Raw genomic sequence first — 16,402 nt, forward strand, 5'->3', positions numbered from 1 at the left:
TGCCCCGGCGGCGTATCCGGTGCGGGATACGCCGCCGTCCGCCTCCTCCCACAAGAAGCCGCCGCGCGGGATGCATTGCTCGCGTCCTCCCCGGGGCGGACGCCGCCTACTCCCTCCGAGGCAGCGGCGGGACAATAAATAGAGCCGTCCGCGCGCTTTCGCGGAACAGCGAGGATGCTCTAGCGAGGTTCAAAATCGATGGCATGGTTCCTGCACCGTTTCCTGCTCAGCCTTGTGCTGCTCTGGGTCGTGACGACGCTGGTTTTTCTGTCGATCCACATGGTGCCGGGTGATCCGGTGGAGCTTCTGCTCTCCCAGGACGGCGGCACGCCCGACAGGGCCACTGTCGAGATGATCCGCAAGGATCTGGGGCTGGATCGGCCGGTATACGTTCAATACGCTGACAAGATCGCCGGTATCGCGCGGTTCGACCTGGGCCGCTCCATCGTGGACGACAGCTCGATCGCCCAGGGTATCGGCCGGCGCCTGCCGCGCACGCTGGAGCTGATCGCCGCCGCGGCCGTGCTCAGCCTGCTGATCGGCATTCCCGCGGGCATCTACGCGGCGTTGCATCCCGGCGGGCTGTTCGACCGCGCCGGCTCCTATGCCAGCGGTTTCGCGCAGGGCGTGCCGGTGTTCGTCGTGGGCACGCTGATGATCCTCATATTCTCGCAGCTGCTGGGATGGATGCCGGCGGGCGGCTACGTCGCCTTCGAGCGCGATCCGGCCGCTCACCTGCGCTTCCTGCTGATGCCGGCATCCGCCATCGCCATCGGGCTTTCCGCCGTGGTTTTCCGCATCACCCGCGCCTCGATGAAGGATGTGCTGCCGCTCGATTTCGTGCGCACCGCCCGCGCCAAGGGCCTGCCGGAGGGGCATGTCGTGCGCCGCCACGTGCTGCGCAACGCGCTGATGCCGGTGATCACGATTTTCGCGCTGCAACTCGGCGGCCTGCTGGGCGGCACGGTCCTCGTGGAATACGTCTTCAACTGGCCCGGCCTTTCGGGAATGCTGGTCGGAGCGGTGAACGCGCGCGACTATCCGATGGTGACGGGCGTCATTCTCGTGGTCTCCGCGCTGTTCATCCTCCTCAATCTGATCGTGGACATCCTCTACGGCATCGTGGACCCGAGGGTGCGCAAATGATTTCAGCTTTTCGCAACACGCCGGCGGTGCTGCTCGCCCTTCTCGTTCTGCTCTGCCTGCTGGCGCCGGTGCTGCCGCTGCACGATCCCGTCGCGGTCAGCGTCGCCGAGCGCTTCGCCGGTCCGTCGTTCGCCCACCCGCTCGGCCGGGACGAATACGGCCGGGACCTGATGTCGCGCCTCGTCTGGGCGCTGCGCAGCGCCGTTTTCATCGCCGCGAGTTCCGCCTTCCTGGCCAGCGTCGTCGGCACCGCGCTGGGGGTGATCGGCGGCTATGTGCGCGGCCTGACGGAAATCTTCACCATGCGCGGCATGGACGTCATCCTGTGCTTTCCGCCGCTGCTGCTGGCGATGCTGGCCGTCACGCTCTACGGCCCCGGGCCGGTCACCCTCATCCCCGTGCTGGGGCTCGTCTTCGTGCCCTCCTTCACCCGCGTGGCCCATGCCAGCGTGCTGACGGTGCGCTCGCATGAATACGTCGAGGCCGCGCGCGGCATGGGGATGGGCGCAGGGCGGATCATGCTGCACACCATCCTGCCCAACATCGTGGGCCCGCTGATCGTCCAGTTCAGCTTCGTGATGGCAATGACGGTTGTGCTCGAATCCGGCCTGTCGTTCCTGGGGCTCGGCGTGCTGCCGCCCGCCCCGTCACTCGGTCTGATGATCGGCGCGGGACGCGCGACGCTCGCACAGGCGCCCATGCTTCTGGTGTGGCCCTGCCTGTTGCTGACGCTGCTCATTCTCGTGCTCAACGCCTTCTGCGACAGGCTGCGCGACCACTTCGACCCGCGCAGCGCCAGCGGCAGCAACTGAACCGGGGGCATCAATGACATATACTTCCGAAACCCCGACGCCGAAAAACCGGTCCGCTTCCGGCTCTCCGCAATCCCCGGTACTGGCTGTCGAGGGGCTGAACGTGTCGCTTCGCCGCGGAACGACGTGGAACGCCGTGGTACGGGACATGAATTTCCGCATCGACGCCGGCGAAACGCTGGCCATCGTCGGCGAGTCCGGCTCCGGCAAAAGCGTGACCTCGCTGTCGATCATGCAGCTGCTGCCGCAGGGCATCAGTCGCGTCGAGGGCTCCATCAAGCTGTCCGGCCGCGAGCTGCTGGGGCTTTCGGCGGCCGACATGGTGCGCATCCGCGGCAGCGAGATGGCAATGATCTTCCAGGAGCCGATGACGTCGCTCAACCCGGTGCTGTCCATCGGCGAACAGATCGCCGAGTCGATCCGGTTCCACCGCGAACTCAACCGCGCGGCCGCCAAGGCGGAGGCGCTGAAGCTGATGGACCGGGTGCGCATTCCGGATGCCCGCCGCCGGTACGACGATTATCCCTATCAGTTCTCGGGCGGCATGCGCCAGCGGGTGATGATCGCCATCGCTCTGGCTTGCAAGCCCAGGCTCCTGATCGCGGATGAGCCCACGACGGCGCTCGATGTCACGATCCAGGCCCAGGTGCTCGCGCTGATCAAGGAACTGCAGGACGAGTCCGGCATGGGCGTGCTGTTCGTCACGCACGACATGGGCGTCGTCGCGGAGATCGCGGACCGCACCCTGGTGATGTATCGCGGCGACCAGATCGAGACCGGCGCGACGGAGGACATCTTCGCGCGGCCTGCCCAGCCTTATACGCGGGCGCTGCTGTCCGCGGTGCCCGCGCTCGGTTCCATACAGGGGTCGCCGTTGCCGCAGCCCTTCGCGATCTACGACAGCACCACCGGCGAGGCGGATGCCACGGTGCGGGACTTCCCCGACACCCGCCAGCTGGACGCCCCGCTCCTGCTCGACGCGCGGAACCTCGTCGCGCGCTTCAACGTCGGCAAGTCCCTGCTGCGCCGGGCCGCGGCGCGGGTGCACGCGGTGGAGAACGTCTCCCTTCAGCTGGCGCGGGGGGAGACCCTTGCGATCGTGGGTGAATCGGGATGCGGCAAGTCCACGACCGGACGCCTGATCGCGGGCCTGCAGAAGCCCGTTGCCGGCAGGATCGCGCTGAACGGCGAGAACATCGCCGGCCGCTCGCAGCGCTATATCAGCCGGCATGTCCAGATGGTGTTCCAGGATCCGTTCGCCAGCCTCAATCCGCGCCTCACCGTGGGCAAGGCGGTGGCGGAACCCATCCAGGTGCACGGACTTGCGGGCGGGCGCGAGCAGGAGGAGATCGTCGCGAACCTGCTGCGGCGCGTCGGCCTGTCGCCGGACGTCGCGCGGCGTTACCCGCATGAGTTCTCGGGCGGTCAGCGCCAGCGCATCTGCATCGCGCGCGCCCTCGCCCTCAAGCCCGGCATGATCGTGGCCGACGAGGCGGTGTCCGCGCTCGACGTATCGGTGAAGGCGCAGGTCGTCAACCTGCTCCTGGAGCTGCAGGAGGAGCTGAAGCTCGGCCTCGTGTTCATCTCGCACGACATGGCAGTGGTAGAGCGCATCAGCCACCGCGTCGCCGTCATGTATCTCGGCGAGGTGGTGGAGACCGGCTCCCGCGCCGACGTGTTCGGCAATCCGGGCCACCCCTACACGCGCCGCCTGCTCGACGCCGTGCCCATCCCCGATCCGGCGCGGCGCTACAGCCGGCGCGCCACCGCCGCCCGGGAGCTGGCGAGCCCTATCCGGCCGCGCGACTACGTGCCGCCGGTACGCGAATACAAGGAAATCAATCCTGGGCATTTCGTCCAGGTTCCCGGCCCGGAGTGGGCCGATGAGTCCCGAGGTTGATCATGGCACTGTCCATCCCCGTCGCACCGTTCGAGGGCGATCCCTCCTTGCCTGAAAAAGTCGATGTCGCAGTCATCGGGGGCGGCATCATCGGCGTCATGACCGCGCTCACCCTGGCGGAGCGCGGCGTATCCGTGGCCGTGTTCGAGAAGGGACAGATCGCGGGCGAGCAATCGGGGCGCAACTGGGGCTGGGTGCGGCAGATGGGCCGCGACGTGGCCGAGTTGCCGCTGACGATGGCAAGCCTGCGGCTCTGGGGTCAGCTCAACGAGCGCATCGGCGCCGAGACCGGCTTTCGCCGCACCGGCATCACCTATCTGTGCTACAACAAGGCCGACCTCGCCAACTGGGGCGGATGGCACGAGAAGGGCAAGCAATACGGCATGGAGTCGCGCATGCTGTCAGCTCAAGAGGTGACGGAACTGCTGCCCGGCTCCGCCGGGGGCCTGCTCGCCGGCCTGCATACGCCCACCGACGGCAGGGCCGAGCCGTGGATCGCCGCTCCCGCCATCGCCGAAGCGGCGCGACGCAAGGGCGCGCGAATCCTCACCGATTGCGCGGTGCGTGGCATCGAGACGGCCGCCGGGCGGCTCTCCGCCGTCGTCACGGAGCGCGGCACGGTGCGCTGCGGCGCCGCCGTGCTGGCGGGCGGCGCCTGGTCGCGCCTGTTCGCGGGCAACCTCGGCATCGACTTCCCGCAGCTCAAGGTCATCGGCACCGTCGCGCGCGTGACGGGAGTGGAGGGCATCGCGGAGATGCCGGTCGGCGCCGGCAACTTCGCCTACCGGAAGCGGCTCGACGGCGACTACACGGTGGCGCTGCGCAACGCCAACATCGCCCCGATCCTGCCGGACAATTTCCGGCTCGCCTTCGAATACCTGCCGTCGCTCCTGCAGACCTGGCGCGAGCTGAAGCTGCGGTTCGGGGCGAGCTTCTTCAGGGAGCTGGCCGTCAAGCGCAGCTGGTCCAACGACGCGCGCACCATCTTCGAGGAGGTGCGCACCCTCGATCCCCCGCCCAACCACGCCTTCACCCGCACGGCGCTCGCGAACCTCTCCCGCGCCTATCCGGCCTTCGCCCGTGGGCGCGTTGTGCAGGAATGGGGCGGCGTGATCGATGTGACGCCGGACGCCGTGCCGGTCATCAGCGCCATCGGCACCCTGCCCGGCTTCTATATCGCCTCGGGCTTCTCCGGCCACGGTTTCGGCATTGCCCCCGCAGCCGGGCAGCTCGCGGCCGACCTCGTGATGGGGACGACGCCCATCGTCGACCCCAAGCCTTTCAGCATCGCGCGGATGCGCCCCAAGCTCAAGTAATCCGGGAGACGGGCCATGACGGAGAATGTCACACGCCGTGTGGCGATGATCAGCGGCGCATCACGCGGCATCGGCGCGGCCATTGCGCAACGCCTGGCTGACGCCGGCTGGGCGGTGAGCCTGGGATTGCGCAACCCGGACCGCTGCCCGGTCTCTGGCGAAGCCGTCCTCGTCAGCCGTTTCGACGCCGAGGAGCCCGCCACGGAAGCAGCCTGGGTCTCGCAGACGCTGGAGCGTTTCGGCCGCCTGGACGGCCTGGTGCATAACGCGGGCATCATGCTGCCGACGCCGGTGCTGGAGGCGACTGACGCGGAGTTCGACCGCATCTTCGCCGTCAATGTCCGTTCGCCCATGCGCCTGACGGCGCTCGCCTGGCCCCATCTGGCCCGCGACGAGCCCGGGCGGATCGTGCTCATCGCCTCGCTGTCCGGCAAGCGCATCAAGTCGGAGAAGTCCGGCCTCTACGGCATGTCGAAGTTCGCGCTGATGGGGTTTGCGCATGCGCTGCGCCAGAGCGGGCGCGACAATCGCGTGCGCACCACGGCCATCTGCCCGAGCTTCGTTGCCACCGATATGAGCAGCGCGCTGACGCAGCAGGACGCGAGCCATCTCACCCAGCCCGAAGATCTCGCGCGGATCGTGCAGGTCGTGCTGGAACTGCCGCCGACGGCAAGCATCGCCGAGATACCGGTCCACTGGACGGTGGAGGAGTGTTTCTGAGTTCACCGGAAAGGTTCCCTGAAGGGTTCCCCAAGCAAAGTTTGCAAGCCACAAGCTGAAAGGATGTTTTCATGACGACCCCGCAGATCATCAAGCTCAATTCCGGCAGCCCCATGGAGACCCGCGACAGCTATTCCCGCCTCGTGGTGGTGGATAACTGGATCTTCGGCTCCCTGACCGCGGGCCGCAACTACCAGACGCGCGAGCTGTCGTCCGACCCGGCCGAACAGGCCCGGCAGTGCATTGCCAACATCAAGGGCGCGCTCGAAGCCGTCGGCTCCAGCCTCGCGGACGTGGTGCGCGCCAACATCATCATTCCCTCGCGTGAGGACATTCCCGTCGTGCTGCCCGTCGTGGCGGAAGCGTTCCGGGGCATCGACCCTGCCAACGTGCTCACCTGCGCGCCGCTGTCGCTCGCGGACTTCAAGGTGGAAATCGACATCACCGCGTATCGCGGCGCGGGAGCCGCCCCCCAGCAGCGTCTGAAGGTCACGCTCTGACGGCGAGAGAGGCGCGCGGACATCCGCGCGCCTGAAACAGCGCAAGACAAACCGGGAGACGGACAAGGGCCATGTCCTGAGCCGTTCCCGCTCAAAGGAGGAAACCAGCATGACGTCACCCCGCCCCCTGCGTCCGCACGCCGCTAACTTCTCCGGCACGCCCGTGGACTATCGCAACTACGTCGACGGCGCGTTCGTCGACGGCGCTTCAGGCCTTATCGAAGTCACCAATCCTGCCACGGGCGCCCTGCTCGGCCGCATCCCCGAGAGCAGCCCGGACGTCGTGGACGCCGCCGTGACTGCCGCCCGCAAGGCCCAGCCCGCGTGGGAGAAGCTGCCCGCGATCCAGCGCGCCGGCTATCTGCGGCAGATTTCGAGCAAAATCCGCGAGCACCGGCTGGAACTCGCCGACGTCATCGTGAAGGAACAGGGCAAGGTCAGGGGTCTCGCGCAGGTCGAGGTCGACTTCACGGCCGACTACATCGACTACATGGCCGAATGGGCCCGGCGCCTTGAGGGAGAGGTGCTGACCAGCGACCGACCGAACGAGACCATCTTCCTGCTCCGCAAGCCCATCGGCACGGTGGCCGGCATCCTGCCCTGGAATTTCCCCTTCTTCCTTATCGCCCGCAAGCTCGCGCCAGCCCTCGTGACGGGCAATACCATCGTCATCAAGCCGAGCGAGGAAACGCCGATCAACGCCTTCGTGTTCGCGGAACTCGTGGCTGAAACCGATCTGCCGCGCGGCGTCTTCAACCTCATCGGCGGACAGGGAGCGACATCGGGCGAGGCACTGGTCACGCATCCGGGCATCGATCTCGTCACTTTCACCGGCAGCGTGGGCACCGGCTCGCACATCATGCAGGCCGCGGGCAAGAACCTGACCCGCGTCAATCTGGAGCTGGGCGGCAAAGCGCCGGCCATCGTGCTCGCCGATGCGGACCTCGATCTCGCCGCGAAGGCCATCTACGATTCCCGCGTCATCAACACGGGACAGGTCTGCAATTGCGCCGAGCGCGTGTATGTCGAGCGCCCGGTTCATGACGCGCTGGTGGAAAAGCTCAGGGTGCTTTTCGACGCCACCCGCTATGGCGACCCGTCCTTGGAGGAAGATCTCCATATGGGACCGCTGATCAACCGGGCGGGCCTCGACAAGGTCAGCCGCGCGGTGGAGCAGGCACGCAGCGACGGCGCGACGGTCGTCACCGGCGGCAAGGTTGCCGACAGGCCCACCGGCTTCCACTATGAGCCTACGCTCATCATCGGCGCCCGCGCCGACATGGACATCATGCGGCGCGAAACCTTCGGCCCCGTGCTGCCCATTCAGGCCGTCGACAGCCTCGACGAGGCGATCGCCCTGGCGAACGACTCCGAGTACGGCCTCACCTCGTCCATTTACACGAGCAACATCAACTCCGCGCTTCGGGCGAGCAGGGAGCTGAAGTTCGGCGAGACCTACATCAACCGGGAGAATTTCGAGGCCATGCAAGGCTTCCACGCGGGACGCCGCAAGTCCGGCATCGGTGGCGCCGACGGCAAACACGGCCTTTACGAGTTCACCGAGACGCACGTGGTCTATATCCAGGGACACTAGAATTTTTATCATTTTGATTGAAGCAAAAGGCTGAAAAACTCTTGAGCCCGCGCGGCGTTTGAGCGTTGAAAAAGCAAAGCTCTTTCTGCCGCTGGAAAATGCTGAAGTGTTTCTGTCAAATACAGAAACACTTCAGAGCGCGTTCCAATCAAAATTCGCTCAAAATAAGGAACCTGGAATCTGTCCTGTTTCAACGTAAACAGGACAGATTCCATTCCGCCATCCCGTCGGCGGACTGCTCCGCGATCATGATCGTGGGCGAATTGGCGTTGCCCGAAGTGAGCTTCGGCATGATCGAGGCGTCAGCGACCCGCAGGCGCCCCAATCGACGAAAGCAGGCAAGAAGCGCCTGCAGGGCTCAATCCGATCCTTTGCATCCCGAAGGTACATGCGGCAGAATAAGTGTGATCTTTCTGGAGTGGGTCCTGATATCCAGGGGTAGTTCTCCAAGTATTTCGCCGTCGATTTGAACGGGCACGTCCCGTTCTCCGCAAATCTTTACCCAGGCAGCGGTTTCCAGAGTAACGCCCGGACCAAAACGCAGGCGGCCGATAGCAAGCGTGGAGAGTTGGGCTAGCCGCATCAGTGGGCCGCTGCCTTTCATGCACAATACTTGGAATTGCGCTTCACCAAGATCGGCCTCGGGCGCCAGCATCAGGTTCGCCGCATAGCGCTTCGTTCTGGTAACGATGATCCAGCGCGCCTCAGTCACCCCGCGGTCGGTTTCCATCCGCAGCAGCCTGTCGCGATGGGACGCAAGCGCACGCAGCACCGGCCCCACCAGTCCCGTCCGCCCAAGGCTGCGCGTGCCTTTCGATTCGAACTGCCGCACGGCCTCGGCATCGAACCCGACGCCCACGACGAAGAGAAATGGCCGCCCGTTGACTTCTCCAACCGGGATCGTCCATTCGGAACCTTCAAGGAGTGTGCTGGCCAACGCCTCCGGAGAGCGCGGCAGACCGATTTCGCGGGAAAAGACGTTGGCCGTGCCGACGGGAATGATGCCTAGCGGTGTGCTCTGGCCCAGAATACCCTCGGCCACATCGTGCACAGTGCCGTCGCCTCCGGCTGCCACGATCGCATGAAAGCGCCCGCTTTTCGCCGCTGCTTCCGCCGCTGTCATGCCTTCGCCGTGACGCGCCGTCTCGATGACCTCGATGTGGCTGCCAGAGCGCCTGAGGCGGGACAAGACGGCGTCGTAGAGGCGGCGTGTCTCCGACCCGGCGTTGGGGTTGTGGATGATGCAGAATCGCGTGCGCAATGCATTCCAGACGGTGTTGTTATCGGAGGGTTAGTCGTGCTTGCCGGCCGACGGTTTCGACGGCAATTGACGTTTGTTCCCTTCGGTGATGCCGAAGCCGATCAGCAGCCAGAAACCACCGACCAAAAATCCCCCCACTACATCAGTTAGATAGTGGACGCCGAGAAACATCCGGCTAAAGCCAATCAGCACGATCAGAACGGCTGTGCAATAGACAACCTCGAACCTTTCGCGGAAATCCGGCATGGCGCGGGCAATGGCATAGGCGATGAAGCCATAGACGGCCATCGCCGCCGTTGCGTGCCCGCTTGGAAACGACCAGCCGGTCGCGTTCACGTCCAGCATCATCTCGGGGCGGTGGCGTCCGATGAGAAGCTTGCCAATCGTCGTCGTGGACACGGCGCCGAGACACGACACCCAAAGGGAGACGATGATGTAAGTGCTTCTTTGCGGCCAGAGAAAGCCAGTCGCGATGATAACCGTCGCGACGACGGCCGGGGTGCTGCCAAGGTTGGTGATCCAGAGAAAAATGGAAACGAGCGGCTCAACCCGCCACGGATTCAGCGCGGCATTGATCATGTTGTCGCTGCGGATGGTCCCCTGCGCCTCAAGAACGTCCTCCGCCAACCCGCTGAACAGCGCGAAGAGATAAAGCGCGGCAAGCAGCATCAGGGTCAAAGGCAGTCCTGTCGGCCGATGGGGATCGACGCGCCGCGCAATCAATGCGAAGAGCGCCGGATAACGTCCGGCAAATCGTGAGAGAAGCGACCGCAGCCTCGTCAATGCTTGCGAGCCGGCCAGAGCGGGTGCCACGTCAGGCGTCATGCCTGCGATGAAAAATGCGGCCTTGCGTGTCAGTGCGCGAAGAACCACGATGGCAATCAAGGCGAGGATGATTGTCAGAACGATCATGGCCGGCCCCGAAGCAGAAACGTGTGTGGGCATCGAATGCTTGCCAGGGATATCGATGAGGAATGGGGGAAGTCCGTCATGATGACATGCTCTAGTTTCTCGCGGTCAGACGGTCGAGGCGCAGCCGGTGCCGCTCGTCTGTGATCGCGACGACGCAGAGCTGGGTGGCGGCAATGACGCCGATGGTGCCCGCGCCGGCCAGAAGAAGCATGAGCAGGATCTGGTATCTGGCGGCATCCAGCGGGTCCATGCCCGCCAGAATCTGACCCGTCATGATACCGGGCAGCACGATGATGCCGGCGCCGGCCATCTGATTGATGACCGGAATCAGGCCATTGCGCGTGGCCGAAACGCGGATCTCTCCAAGAGCCAGATAGCGATCATCGCCCAGTGACAGACGCGCCTCGATGGCACGTTTCTCCCGCTGCACGGATGTCAGCATCGCGTTCAGGGCAAGGCTCGTGCCATTCATGACATTGCCGAGTATAATGCCCAGAAGCGGGATCGTGTGCTGTGGATCGAGCCAGGCCGCCTCCCGCAGCGCTGTCGTGAGCGCAAGGCCGGTGACGAATACGGTTGCGATGGTGATCGGCAGGCCGCCAAGCCCGAAACGCTTCCAGCCGCCAAAGCGGAATTGCTGCCGCGAGTAGACTTCATAAGTCGCTGCGACGATCATCGCGGCAAGAACGAGAAGCGTCACCGCCGGCGATGAAATCGTGAAGACATAACGCAGCATCAGCCCCACGAGGAGCAGTTGGGCAACCATCCGCAGGGCAGCGATCACCAGCGAACGATGGATGTTCAGCGTCAGGAGAATCGAGAGCCCCGAGGCGATCACCAGACTCAAGGCGGCGAGCAGCAGGTCTATGACGGAGAGGTTGATCGGCGTCACGGGGTAACCTCGGCCAGTCCTGCATGCGAGAGCATATAACGGCGATCCGCGATGCGCGCGATCTGCGCCGGATCGTGGGAAACGACGAGCAATCCCGTGCCTTCCCGCTTCACGCGCATCAGCAGCTTTTCGACCTTGAGCGTGGATTCCGGATCGAGCGCCGACGTTGGCTCGTCAAGGAGCAGGAAACGCGGTCGCTGGACGAGTGCCCGCACGAGCGCCAGCCGCTGACGCTCGCCGCTCGAAATATTCTCCGGTGTGGCTTTCATCAGGGTTTCCGACATGCCGAGTTCGACCAGCAGGCGCCGCGCGGCATCGGGATCCGACATGTGGGCAGAAACAGGGGACGTCCACCATCCGGAATCGGCGGCGACATAGGTCACAAGCCGCCGCCATTGGTTTGCCGGTATTGTTTCTCTTTTCAGATCGCCGATGCGGGCCGTTCCCGTCCCGGGATCGAGGTCCGCTATCAACCTGAGCAGCGTGCTCTTGCCGCTGCCCGATGGACCGGAGATTGCAACGCAACTCCCTGCCACAACGGTCAGGCTGAACGCGGGATGGTCGTTGCCGCGCGACAGATTCTCGACGACCAGAGATTCCGCCGCAGCGATATCTACCGGCGAATTCGCGACTTTTCGGTCCACCACATGTAGCATTTTCTTATCAAGCGTCTGAAATGCAGTGAACGCTACCAGATGGCCTCGGACGACACAAGCGGTAGATGACGTCCCCGATAAGGAGAGCTTGCTGGTAAAGACGAACAGTTTTCATGGAATGCAAATCGCCATGGTGTGTTGGCTATGTGCTTGCCTGTCTGTGCCCGGCCAGAGCCACGGTCGGCGAAAACTTCCCCCCGATGCCACAGTATTCTCACGTAGATGACGGAAAAGGTAGACATATACAAACTGCGGAACATTTCCCGTTAGCTCAACGCAGCCTGCTTTACTGCTACATTCGCCCGTGATGCTGTTCTCCCGACTACGCACAGATGCGCCATAACGTTGAAAGCAAGCCGGAGAAGGGATCATATGAGGCTGGGGCAAACCCTCGTCGGAACGGTGCCTGCCAGGCAAGCACCTGTGTCGGCAGCGTTCACTGGCACTCGTTGCCGCGAGTTTCCGCCTCATCCCCACCATCTCCGGCAAAGCGGCGCCGCGAATGATCGCGGTGCCGCCTGATGGTTGTTGCACGCCGCCGGGATACATCATCCGGCTCGACCAGCGATCAGGAAGACGGCATACGTTCGACCGCTGAATCTGCCAAGCAGGAGCAAGCTGCCTTCGCCGTGTCGCACCGGGTACGCCTGGTCCGTCGCCGTATGTTGATCAATTTGCGCAAGCAGGTCATCAAACTGCACGACGCTGGCTATTCCATCTCGGCGATTGCACACACTCTTGGTATTTCCCCGCGCGACGTCCGCGCCTTTTGCCCGAAGCCGTCGAAGGAAATCCTCAGCGTCAACCGCGTCGAGGAGGTCGCGGACGAGCGGACGAAGCTGACCAACCGTGCCATCAAGACTCTTCTCCGAGGGCGACACTCCGCGCTCGGCGGGAGCACGGATGAGGCGCGTGCCCGCGCTCTTCCAAAGATCGCCGCAGCCTACACGATGGCGGAACTGTTAGAGGAGCCGGGTATCGGACACTCCACTGCTACGCAGATCGAACTCTGGCTTGAACATCTCGGTCTTCACCTCAGAATGGATACTGACGCGGCATGGCTGTCCAAGCGGACGCGCAAATTGTTAGGCCGATGAATAAAGCGGTATGCATAACCGCGATGCCTGACGGTTCCGCCTCGTCGCGTGCTCCGGTTTTGTTGCTCACGCGCGAGGTTTCGCCCATGAGGACACCAGTCATTCGTCAGGGGCACGCTCTGGACGATGCGGACGAGCCGGACCAGATTTTGCGGCGCTGAAGCGTCGGGTTTTCAGAAGTATCCACCCGGCGACGATATTGATAGCGATGATGGTGAGCCATACCGGCAGGTTCGGCAACTGCAGCGCGAAGAAATCGCGCAGAGGCCGGAATGCAAGCACAAGCAACAAGATTGAAGGCAACACAGCCATGAAGAGCCTATGCCGGAGGTGTTCCGGCCGGGCGAGCAGCCACAGGACAACGAGGCCATTGCCTGCGAGGGCTATCGTCGCCGCGGTTTGCGCCAAACCGGCATAGTCTGGCGCAAGCGCCCGCGCGGCCGTGTAGGCCAGAAGCGTCGCGGCAGCGGCGATCGCCCCGGCCGGCAGCGAAAAACGCAAGACGCGGCCAACAAATCCCGGCCGAACCAACGAACCGCCGTTCGCGAAGGACAGGAATATCCCCGGAATGCCGATCGTGATGAAGCTGATCAGCGTCAAATGCCGCGGCAAAAACGGGAATGGCGCCTGCGCGATACCGATCGCAAGGGCCATCGCGAAGACGTAGGCGGTCTTGGTGATGAACAGATTGGCCGTGCGCTCGACGTTCCCTATTACCCGCCTTCCCTCCGCGATCACGGCGGGCAGCGCGGCGAAATCGTCCCTGAGCAGTGTCAGCTGAGCCACGGCTCGGCTGGCCGCGGTGCCGGAGCCGAGCGCGATCCCGAAATCGGCCTCCTTGATCGCGAGAACGTCATTGATCCCGTCTCCGATCATCGCGACGACGTGGCCGTCAGCGCGCAGGCATTCCACCATCCGCCGCTTCTGCAGCGGCGTCACGCGCCCGAAGAGGTCGCAGCCCTCCACGATCTCGCTGAAGGCGGCAGGATCGTCCGGCAGCTTTCTTGCATCGAAAGCCTGTTGTCCGGGATGCAGGCCCACCTGCGATGCTATGGCGCGGATCGTTTCCGGGTGATCGCCTGAAACGATCTTCACTGAAACGCACTGCTCCTCGAAATAGCGCACCGTCCGCGCGACATCGGTGCGAATCTTCTCGCCGAGAACGATCAATGCTCGCGGCTGCCGGATGCTCGGCAAGGTATGCGTTTTGCCGGCCAGCGCGATGGGCTCGCTGCTGGAAACGAGCGCCAACACCCGCTTGCCGCTCCCGGCGAGCGCCTGGACACGTGCCAGAAGCGCACCGGCGCCTTCCAGGCCAGCGAGAACCACCTCGGGCGCCCCGAGAATCCATGTTCCCTGATGGGCGAACGCGAAAGCGCTCCATTTGCGAGAAGATGAAAATGGCACCGATCCCACCACGGACCAGGTCGCGGCATCGGGACGTGCGCACGCCTCGCGCAAGGCAAGCGAGCTTGCTGTCGGGCTCGCGTCGTCGTGTGCGAAGACGCCCAGAACATCCCTTACCTCCTCGGGAAGCGCGGACGCGGCGCCGTCCGTCACCGATCCTGCGGGAACGATCTCCTCCAGCGTCGACTGTCCCTCCGTAAGTGTGCCGGTTTTATCCGCGCAAATCACATCGACGCGCGCCAGCAACTCCACGGCGGCGAGTTCCTGGATCAAAGCTCCCTGGCCGCTGAGCCGAACGATGGCTACGGCCATGATGGTGCTCATCAGCAGCACGAGGCCCTCCGGGATCATGCCAACGATCACCGCCACGGAACTTACAGCCGCGCCCTGCGCGCCAGCGGGACCATAGAGCAACTGGCTTGCGTAAAGCACAACCGTTGTCGGAACGAGAGCCCAGATGGAGTAGCGCAGGATGTCGTTGACGCCGTCACGGAGCTGCGATTGCGACAGCGAAAACTTGCGGGCGACCCGGGCAAGGCGGCGCGCATACGACGCTTCGCCGATCTGAACCGCCTGCAACCGCCCGCTTCCGCTGACAACGAAACTGCCGGACAGCACCAGTTCGCCGCGAGCCCTGGCAATCGGGTCCGCCTCGCCGGTGAGCAGCGATTCATTGACCTCCAGATCCTCGGCGGCCAGCAGGATGCCGTCGACGGGGATTTGATCGCCCGGGCGGCACTCGACCACATCGTCGATGACGATCTGATCCGTTGGCAGTTCGTGAACTTCGCCATCCCTGACGACACGGGCGCGAGGCGCCACCAGAACGCTCAGTCGGTCGAGCGTGCTCTTGGCGCGCAGTTCCTGAACCACGCCGATTACCGTATTGGCGACAACGACCAGCCCGAAAACCGCGTCCTGCGTGCCGCCAACGAGAAGTATCAGTATGAAAAGGCCCACGAGCAGAGCATTCAGACGGGTAAAGACATTGGCGGTAAGGATGTCCTTGATGGAGCGGCTCGACCGTTCGATCAAGATGTTCACTTCCCCTCTCTTCTGCCGCTCCGCTACGGCAGACCGGCTGAGCCCGTTGATCGAAACCTCGGGCCGGCCCAGATCCACGACGGAAGGCGGCGTCGGAAGCGCATCGGCACCCTGGCCGTCGAGATCGAGTACTTTTTCCGGCGCGTCCCTGTCAGCTACGGACTGCTCGATGATTGCCGCGACGACGAGCGCGGCCGAAAGCCACGTGAGCGCCAGCGCCCAGCGACTGATGATCTCGGTTGGCCAGTCGGCACCGAGGTAGACGCGCGCGACACCGGTCAGAACCGCGACGAGGCCGGCGGCCGACCATACCAGCACCTTGTCTTCCCAGGCACTCTGCGTCCGGGTAATCAGGTACGCGACAGCGCCGTAGAAGACGCAGACCAGGGTGTGGCCGAGAAGCAGGTTGTTCAGGACCGCCGGAACAGCCATTGCCGACTCCGGCGGCGGCGGCATGCCGGTCAACCGCTCGGCGACCATATCCAACATCGCCGCGCCCGCCAGAACCGCAAGCAGGAAGAATTGCACACGCGGACTGCCGCGGCGACGGCGCAGGAAAACGACCATGCCGAGCGCCGCGATCACCATGCCGATGACCGTTGCCGGCAGGACTGCCGCCTGCATCAGGCTTGTCAGCCAAGGGATCCGATGACCGGCAATGAAGCCGGCGACAGGCATGTCGAAAAAAGCTACCTGATCATATGACAACAGGTGCTCAAGGACATTGCCGAAGAACCAGATGCCAAGGAACAAGGCGCTGAGCGTGATGGAAAAGGACAATCCATAAGCACCAGCGACATCGAAACGGCGCAACAGAAACGCGAGGCCCGCCCGCAGATTCCGCTCGGCCTGCCGGACGCGCGAACGCTGCCGAAGCCCGACCGCGAAACGCCGAACCCGATCCTGATGCGTCGCCATCCAATTAAAAACTGCAACAATAATGAAAAGGATAACCGCGACACAAATCAAAATCAGATTTGTTTCGATAGTGCTATAGGGTTCTTCAATTTCCACGAAGAACCATTTTTCGATCTGTGACAGGATCGACGGATTTTGATTTGCTGGATTCAATGTCTATGTCCGTGCTGTCGGAACTATTTAACATAGTCGCCTTTGTTCGTGACCGCTATCGGCTCGGTGTCTAT

14 protein-coding genes and 1 pseudogene are annotated in these 16,402 nt (G+C 63.9%); 8 read left to right on the forward strand and 7 right to left on the reverse strand.

All coding sequences use genetic code 11. The annotated features are described in order from the left end of the window. Window positions 1-198 precede the first annotated feature (198 nt). The 7 genes from ACFFJ7_RS18395 (at window position 199) to aldA (ending at window position 7,988) form a co-directional block, all read left to right on the forward strand. On the forward strand, window positions 199-1,146 hold the full coding sequence (locus ACFFJ7_RS18395; protein ID WP_377594312.1) for an ABC transporter permease: 948 nt from the start codon (window positions 199-201) through the stop codon (window positions 1,144-1,146). Beyond that, complete coding sequence (locus tag ACFFJ7_RS18400; protein ID WP_166955701.1) at window positions 1,143-1,958, forward strand: ABC transporter permease; 816 nt, start codon at window positions 1,143-1,145, stop codon at window positions 1,956-1,958. Before ACFFJ7_RS18395 ends, ACFFJ7_RS18400 begins: the two co-directional genes overlap by 4 nt. A 13-nt stretch (window positions 1,959-1,971) precedes the next feature. Next, window positions 1,972-3,858, forward strand: a complete 1,887-nt coding sequence (locus ACFFJ7_RS18405) for an ABC transporter ATP-binding protein (RefSeq protein WP_377594315.1) — start codon at window positions 1,972-1,974, stop codon at window positions 3,856-3,858. 2 nt (window positions 3,859-3,860) lie between these two features. Next, window positions 3,861-5,174, forward strand: coding sequence for an NAD(P)/FAD-dependent oxidoreductase (locus ACFFJ7_RS18410; protein WP_377594318.1), 1,314 nt, complete (start codon window positions 3,861-3,863; stop codon window positions 5,172-5,174). 15 nt (window positions 5,175-5,189) lie between these two features. Then, the gene (locus tag ACFFJ7_RS18415) at window positions 5,190-5,894 is read left to right on the forward strand and encodes an SDR family NAD(P)-dependent oxidoreductase (RefSeq protein ID WP_377594321.1); all 705 of its coding nucleotides are present in this window, start codon (window positions 5,190-5,192) and stop codon (window positions 5,892-5,894) included. A gap of 71 nt (window positions 5,895-5,965) precedes the next feature. Continuing rightward, the gene (locus tag ACFFJ7_RS18420) at window positions 5,966-6,394 is read left to right on the forward strand and encodes a Rid family hydrolase (RefSeq protein WP_377594323.1); all 429 of its coding nucleotides are present in this window, start codon (window positions 5,966-5,968) and stop codon (window positions 6,392-6,394) included. Window positions 6,395-6,503: 109 nt separating this feature from the next. Continuing rightward, on the forward strand, window positions 6,504-7,988 hold the full coding sequence (gene aldA / locus ACFFJ7_RS18425; RefSeq protein WP_377594325.1) for an aldehyde dehydrogenase: 1,485 nt from the start codon (window positions 6,504-6,506) through the stop codon (window positions 7,986-7,988). Between the two features lie 8 nt (window positions 7,989-7,996). Here the strand turns inward: aldA and ACFFJ7_RS18430 are convergent, their stop codons facing one another. From ACFFJ7_RS18430 to ACFFJ7_RS18455, 6 genes and pseudogenes are all read right to left on the reverse strand, one after another. Beyond that, window positions 7,997-8,203: a hypothetical protein gene (locus tag ACFFJ7_RS18430; protein ID WP_377594328.1), complete on the reverse strand. Its 207-nt coding sequence runs from the start codon at window positions 8,201-8,203 to the stop codon at window positions 7,997-7,999. Then, a pseudogene (locus ACFFJ7_RS18435) lies at window positions 8,179-8,322 on the reverse strand (GMC oxidoreductase); the annotation flags it as partial. The pseudogene ACFFJ7_RS18435 and the gene ACFFJ7_RS18430, both read right to left, overlap by 25 nt. Before the next feature lie 24 nt (window positions 8,323-8,346). Then, complete coding sequence (locus tag ACFFJ7_RS18440) at window positions 8,347-9,249, reverse strand: diacylglycerol/lipid kinase family protein (protein WP_377594330.1); 903 nt, start codon at window positions 9,247-9,249, stop codon at window positions 8,347-8,349. A 30-nt stretch (window positions 9,250-9,279) separates the two neighbouring features. Further along, window positions 9,280-10,161, reverse strand: a complete 882-nt coding sequence (locus ACFFJ7_RS18445) for a phosphatase PAP2 family protein (RefSeq protein WP_377594332.1) — start codon at window positions 10,159-10,161, stop codon at window positions 9,280-9,282. Window positions 10,162-10,252: 91 nt separating this feature from the next. After that, window positions 10,253-11,053 carry an ABC transporter permease gene (locus tag ACFFJ7_RS18450; RefSeq protein ID WP_377594334.1) on the reverse strand — a complete coding sequence of 267 codons (801 nt, stop codon included), beginning with the start codon at window positions 11,051-11,053 and terminating at the stop codon, window positions 10,253-10,255. Beyond that, entirely contained in the window at window positions 11,050-11,700 is a 651-nt protein-coding gene (locus tag ACFFJ7_RS18455) for an ABC transporter ATP-binding protein (RefSeq protein WP_377594335.1), read from the reverse strand. Before ACFFJ7_RS18455 ends, ACFFJ7_RS18450 begins: the two co-directional genes overlap by 4 nt. Window positions 11,701-12,230: 530 nt before the next feature. Here ACFFJ7_RS18455 and ACFFJ7_RS18460 point away from each other — a divergent pair. Continuing rightward, the gene (locus ACFFJ7_RS18460) at window positions 12,231-12,806 is read left to right on the forward strand and encodes a hypothetical protein (protein WP_377594337.1); all 576 of its coding nucleotides are present in this window, start codon (window positions 12,231-12,233) and stop codon (window positions 12,804-12,806) included. Window positions 12,807-12,905: 99 nt separating this feature from the next. Here the strand turns inward: ACFFJ7_RS18460 and ACFFJ7_RS18465 are convergent, their stop codons facing one another. After that, window positions 12,906-16,328, reverse strand: coding sequence for an HAD-IC family P-type ATPase (locus ACFFJ7_RS18465; protein ID WP_377594338.1), 3,423 nt, complete (start codon window positions 16,326-16,328; stop codon window positions 12,906-12,908). Between the last annotated feature and the right edge of the window lie 74 nt (window positions 16,329-16,402).

Source organism: Pseudochelatococcus lubricantis, assembly GCF_042432495.1.
Lineage (GTDB): Bacteria > Pseudomonadota > Alphaproteobacteria > Rhizobiales > Beijerinckiaceae > Pseudochelatococcus > Pseudochelatococcus lubricantis.

Bases quoted from the DNA above. Each gene is read 5' to 3' on its own strand.
- ACFFJ7_RS18395 (WP_377594312.1), top strand. From the start codon at position 199: ATGGCATGGTTCCTGCACCGTTTCCTGCTCAGCCTTGTGCTGCTCTGG.
- ACFFJ7_RS18400 (WP_166955701.1), top strand. From the start codon at position 1,143: ATGATTTCAGCTTTTCGCAACACGCCGGCGGTGCTGCTCGCCCTTCTC.
- ACFFJ7_RS18405 (WP_377594315.1), top strand. From the start codon at position 1,972: ATGACATATACTTCCGAAACCCCGACGCCGAAAAACCGGTCCGCTTCC.
- ACFFJ7_RS18410 (WP_377594318.1), top strand. From the start codon at position 3,861: ATGGCACTGTCCATCCCCGTCGCACCGTTCGAGGGCGATCCCTCCTTG.
- ACFFJ7_RS18415 (WP_377594321.1), top strand. From the start codon at position 5,190: ATGACGGAGAATGTCACACGCCGTGTGGCGATGATCAGCGGCGCATCA.
- ACFFJ7_RS18420 (WP_377594323.1), top strand. From the start codon at position 5,966: ATGACGACCCCGCAGATCATCAAGCTCAATTCCGGCAGCCCCATGGAG.
- aldA (WP_377594325.1), top strand. From the start codon at position 6,504: ATGACGTCACCCCGCCCCCTGCGTCCGCACGCCGCTAACTTCTCCGGC.
- ACFFJ7_RS18430 (WP_377594328.1), bottom strand. From the start codon at position 8,203: ATGGAATCTGTCCTGTTTACGTTGAAACAGGACAGATTCCAGGTTCCT.
- ACFFJ7_RS18445 (WP_377594332.1), bottom strand. From the start codon at position 10,161: ATGATCGTTCTGACAATCATCCTCGCCTTGATTGCCATCGTGGTTCTT.
- ACFFJ7_RS18460 (WP_377594337.1), top strand. From the start codon at position 12,231: ATGGTTGTTGCACGCCGCCGGGATACATCATCCGGCTCGACCAGCGAT.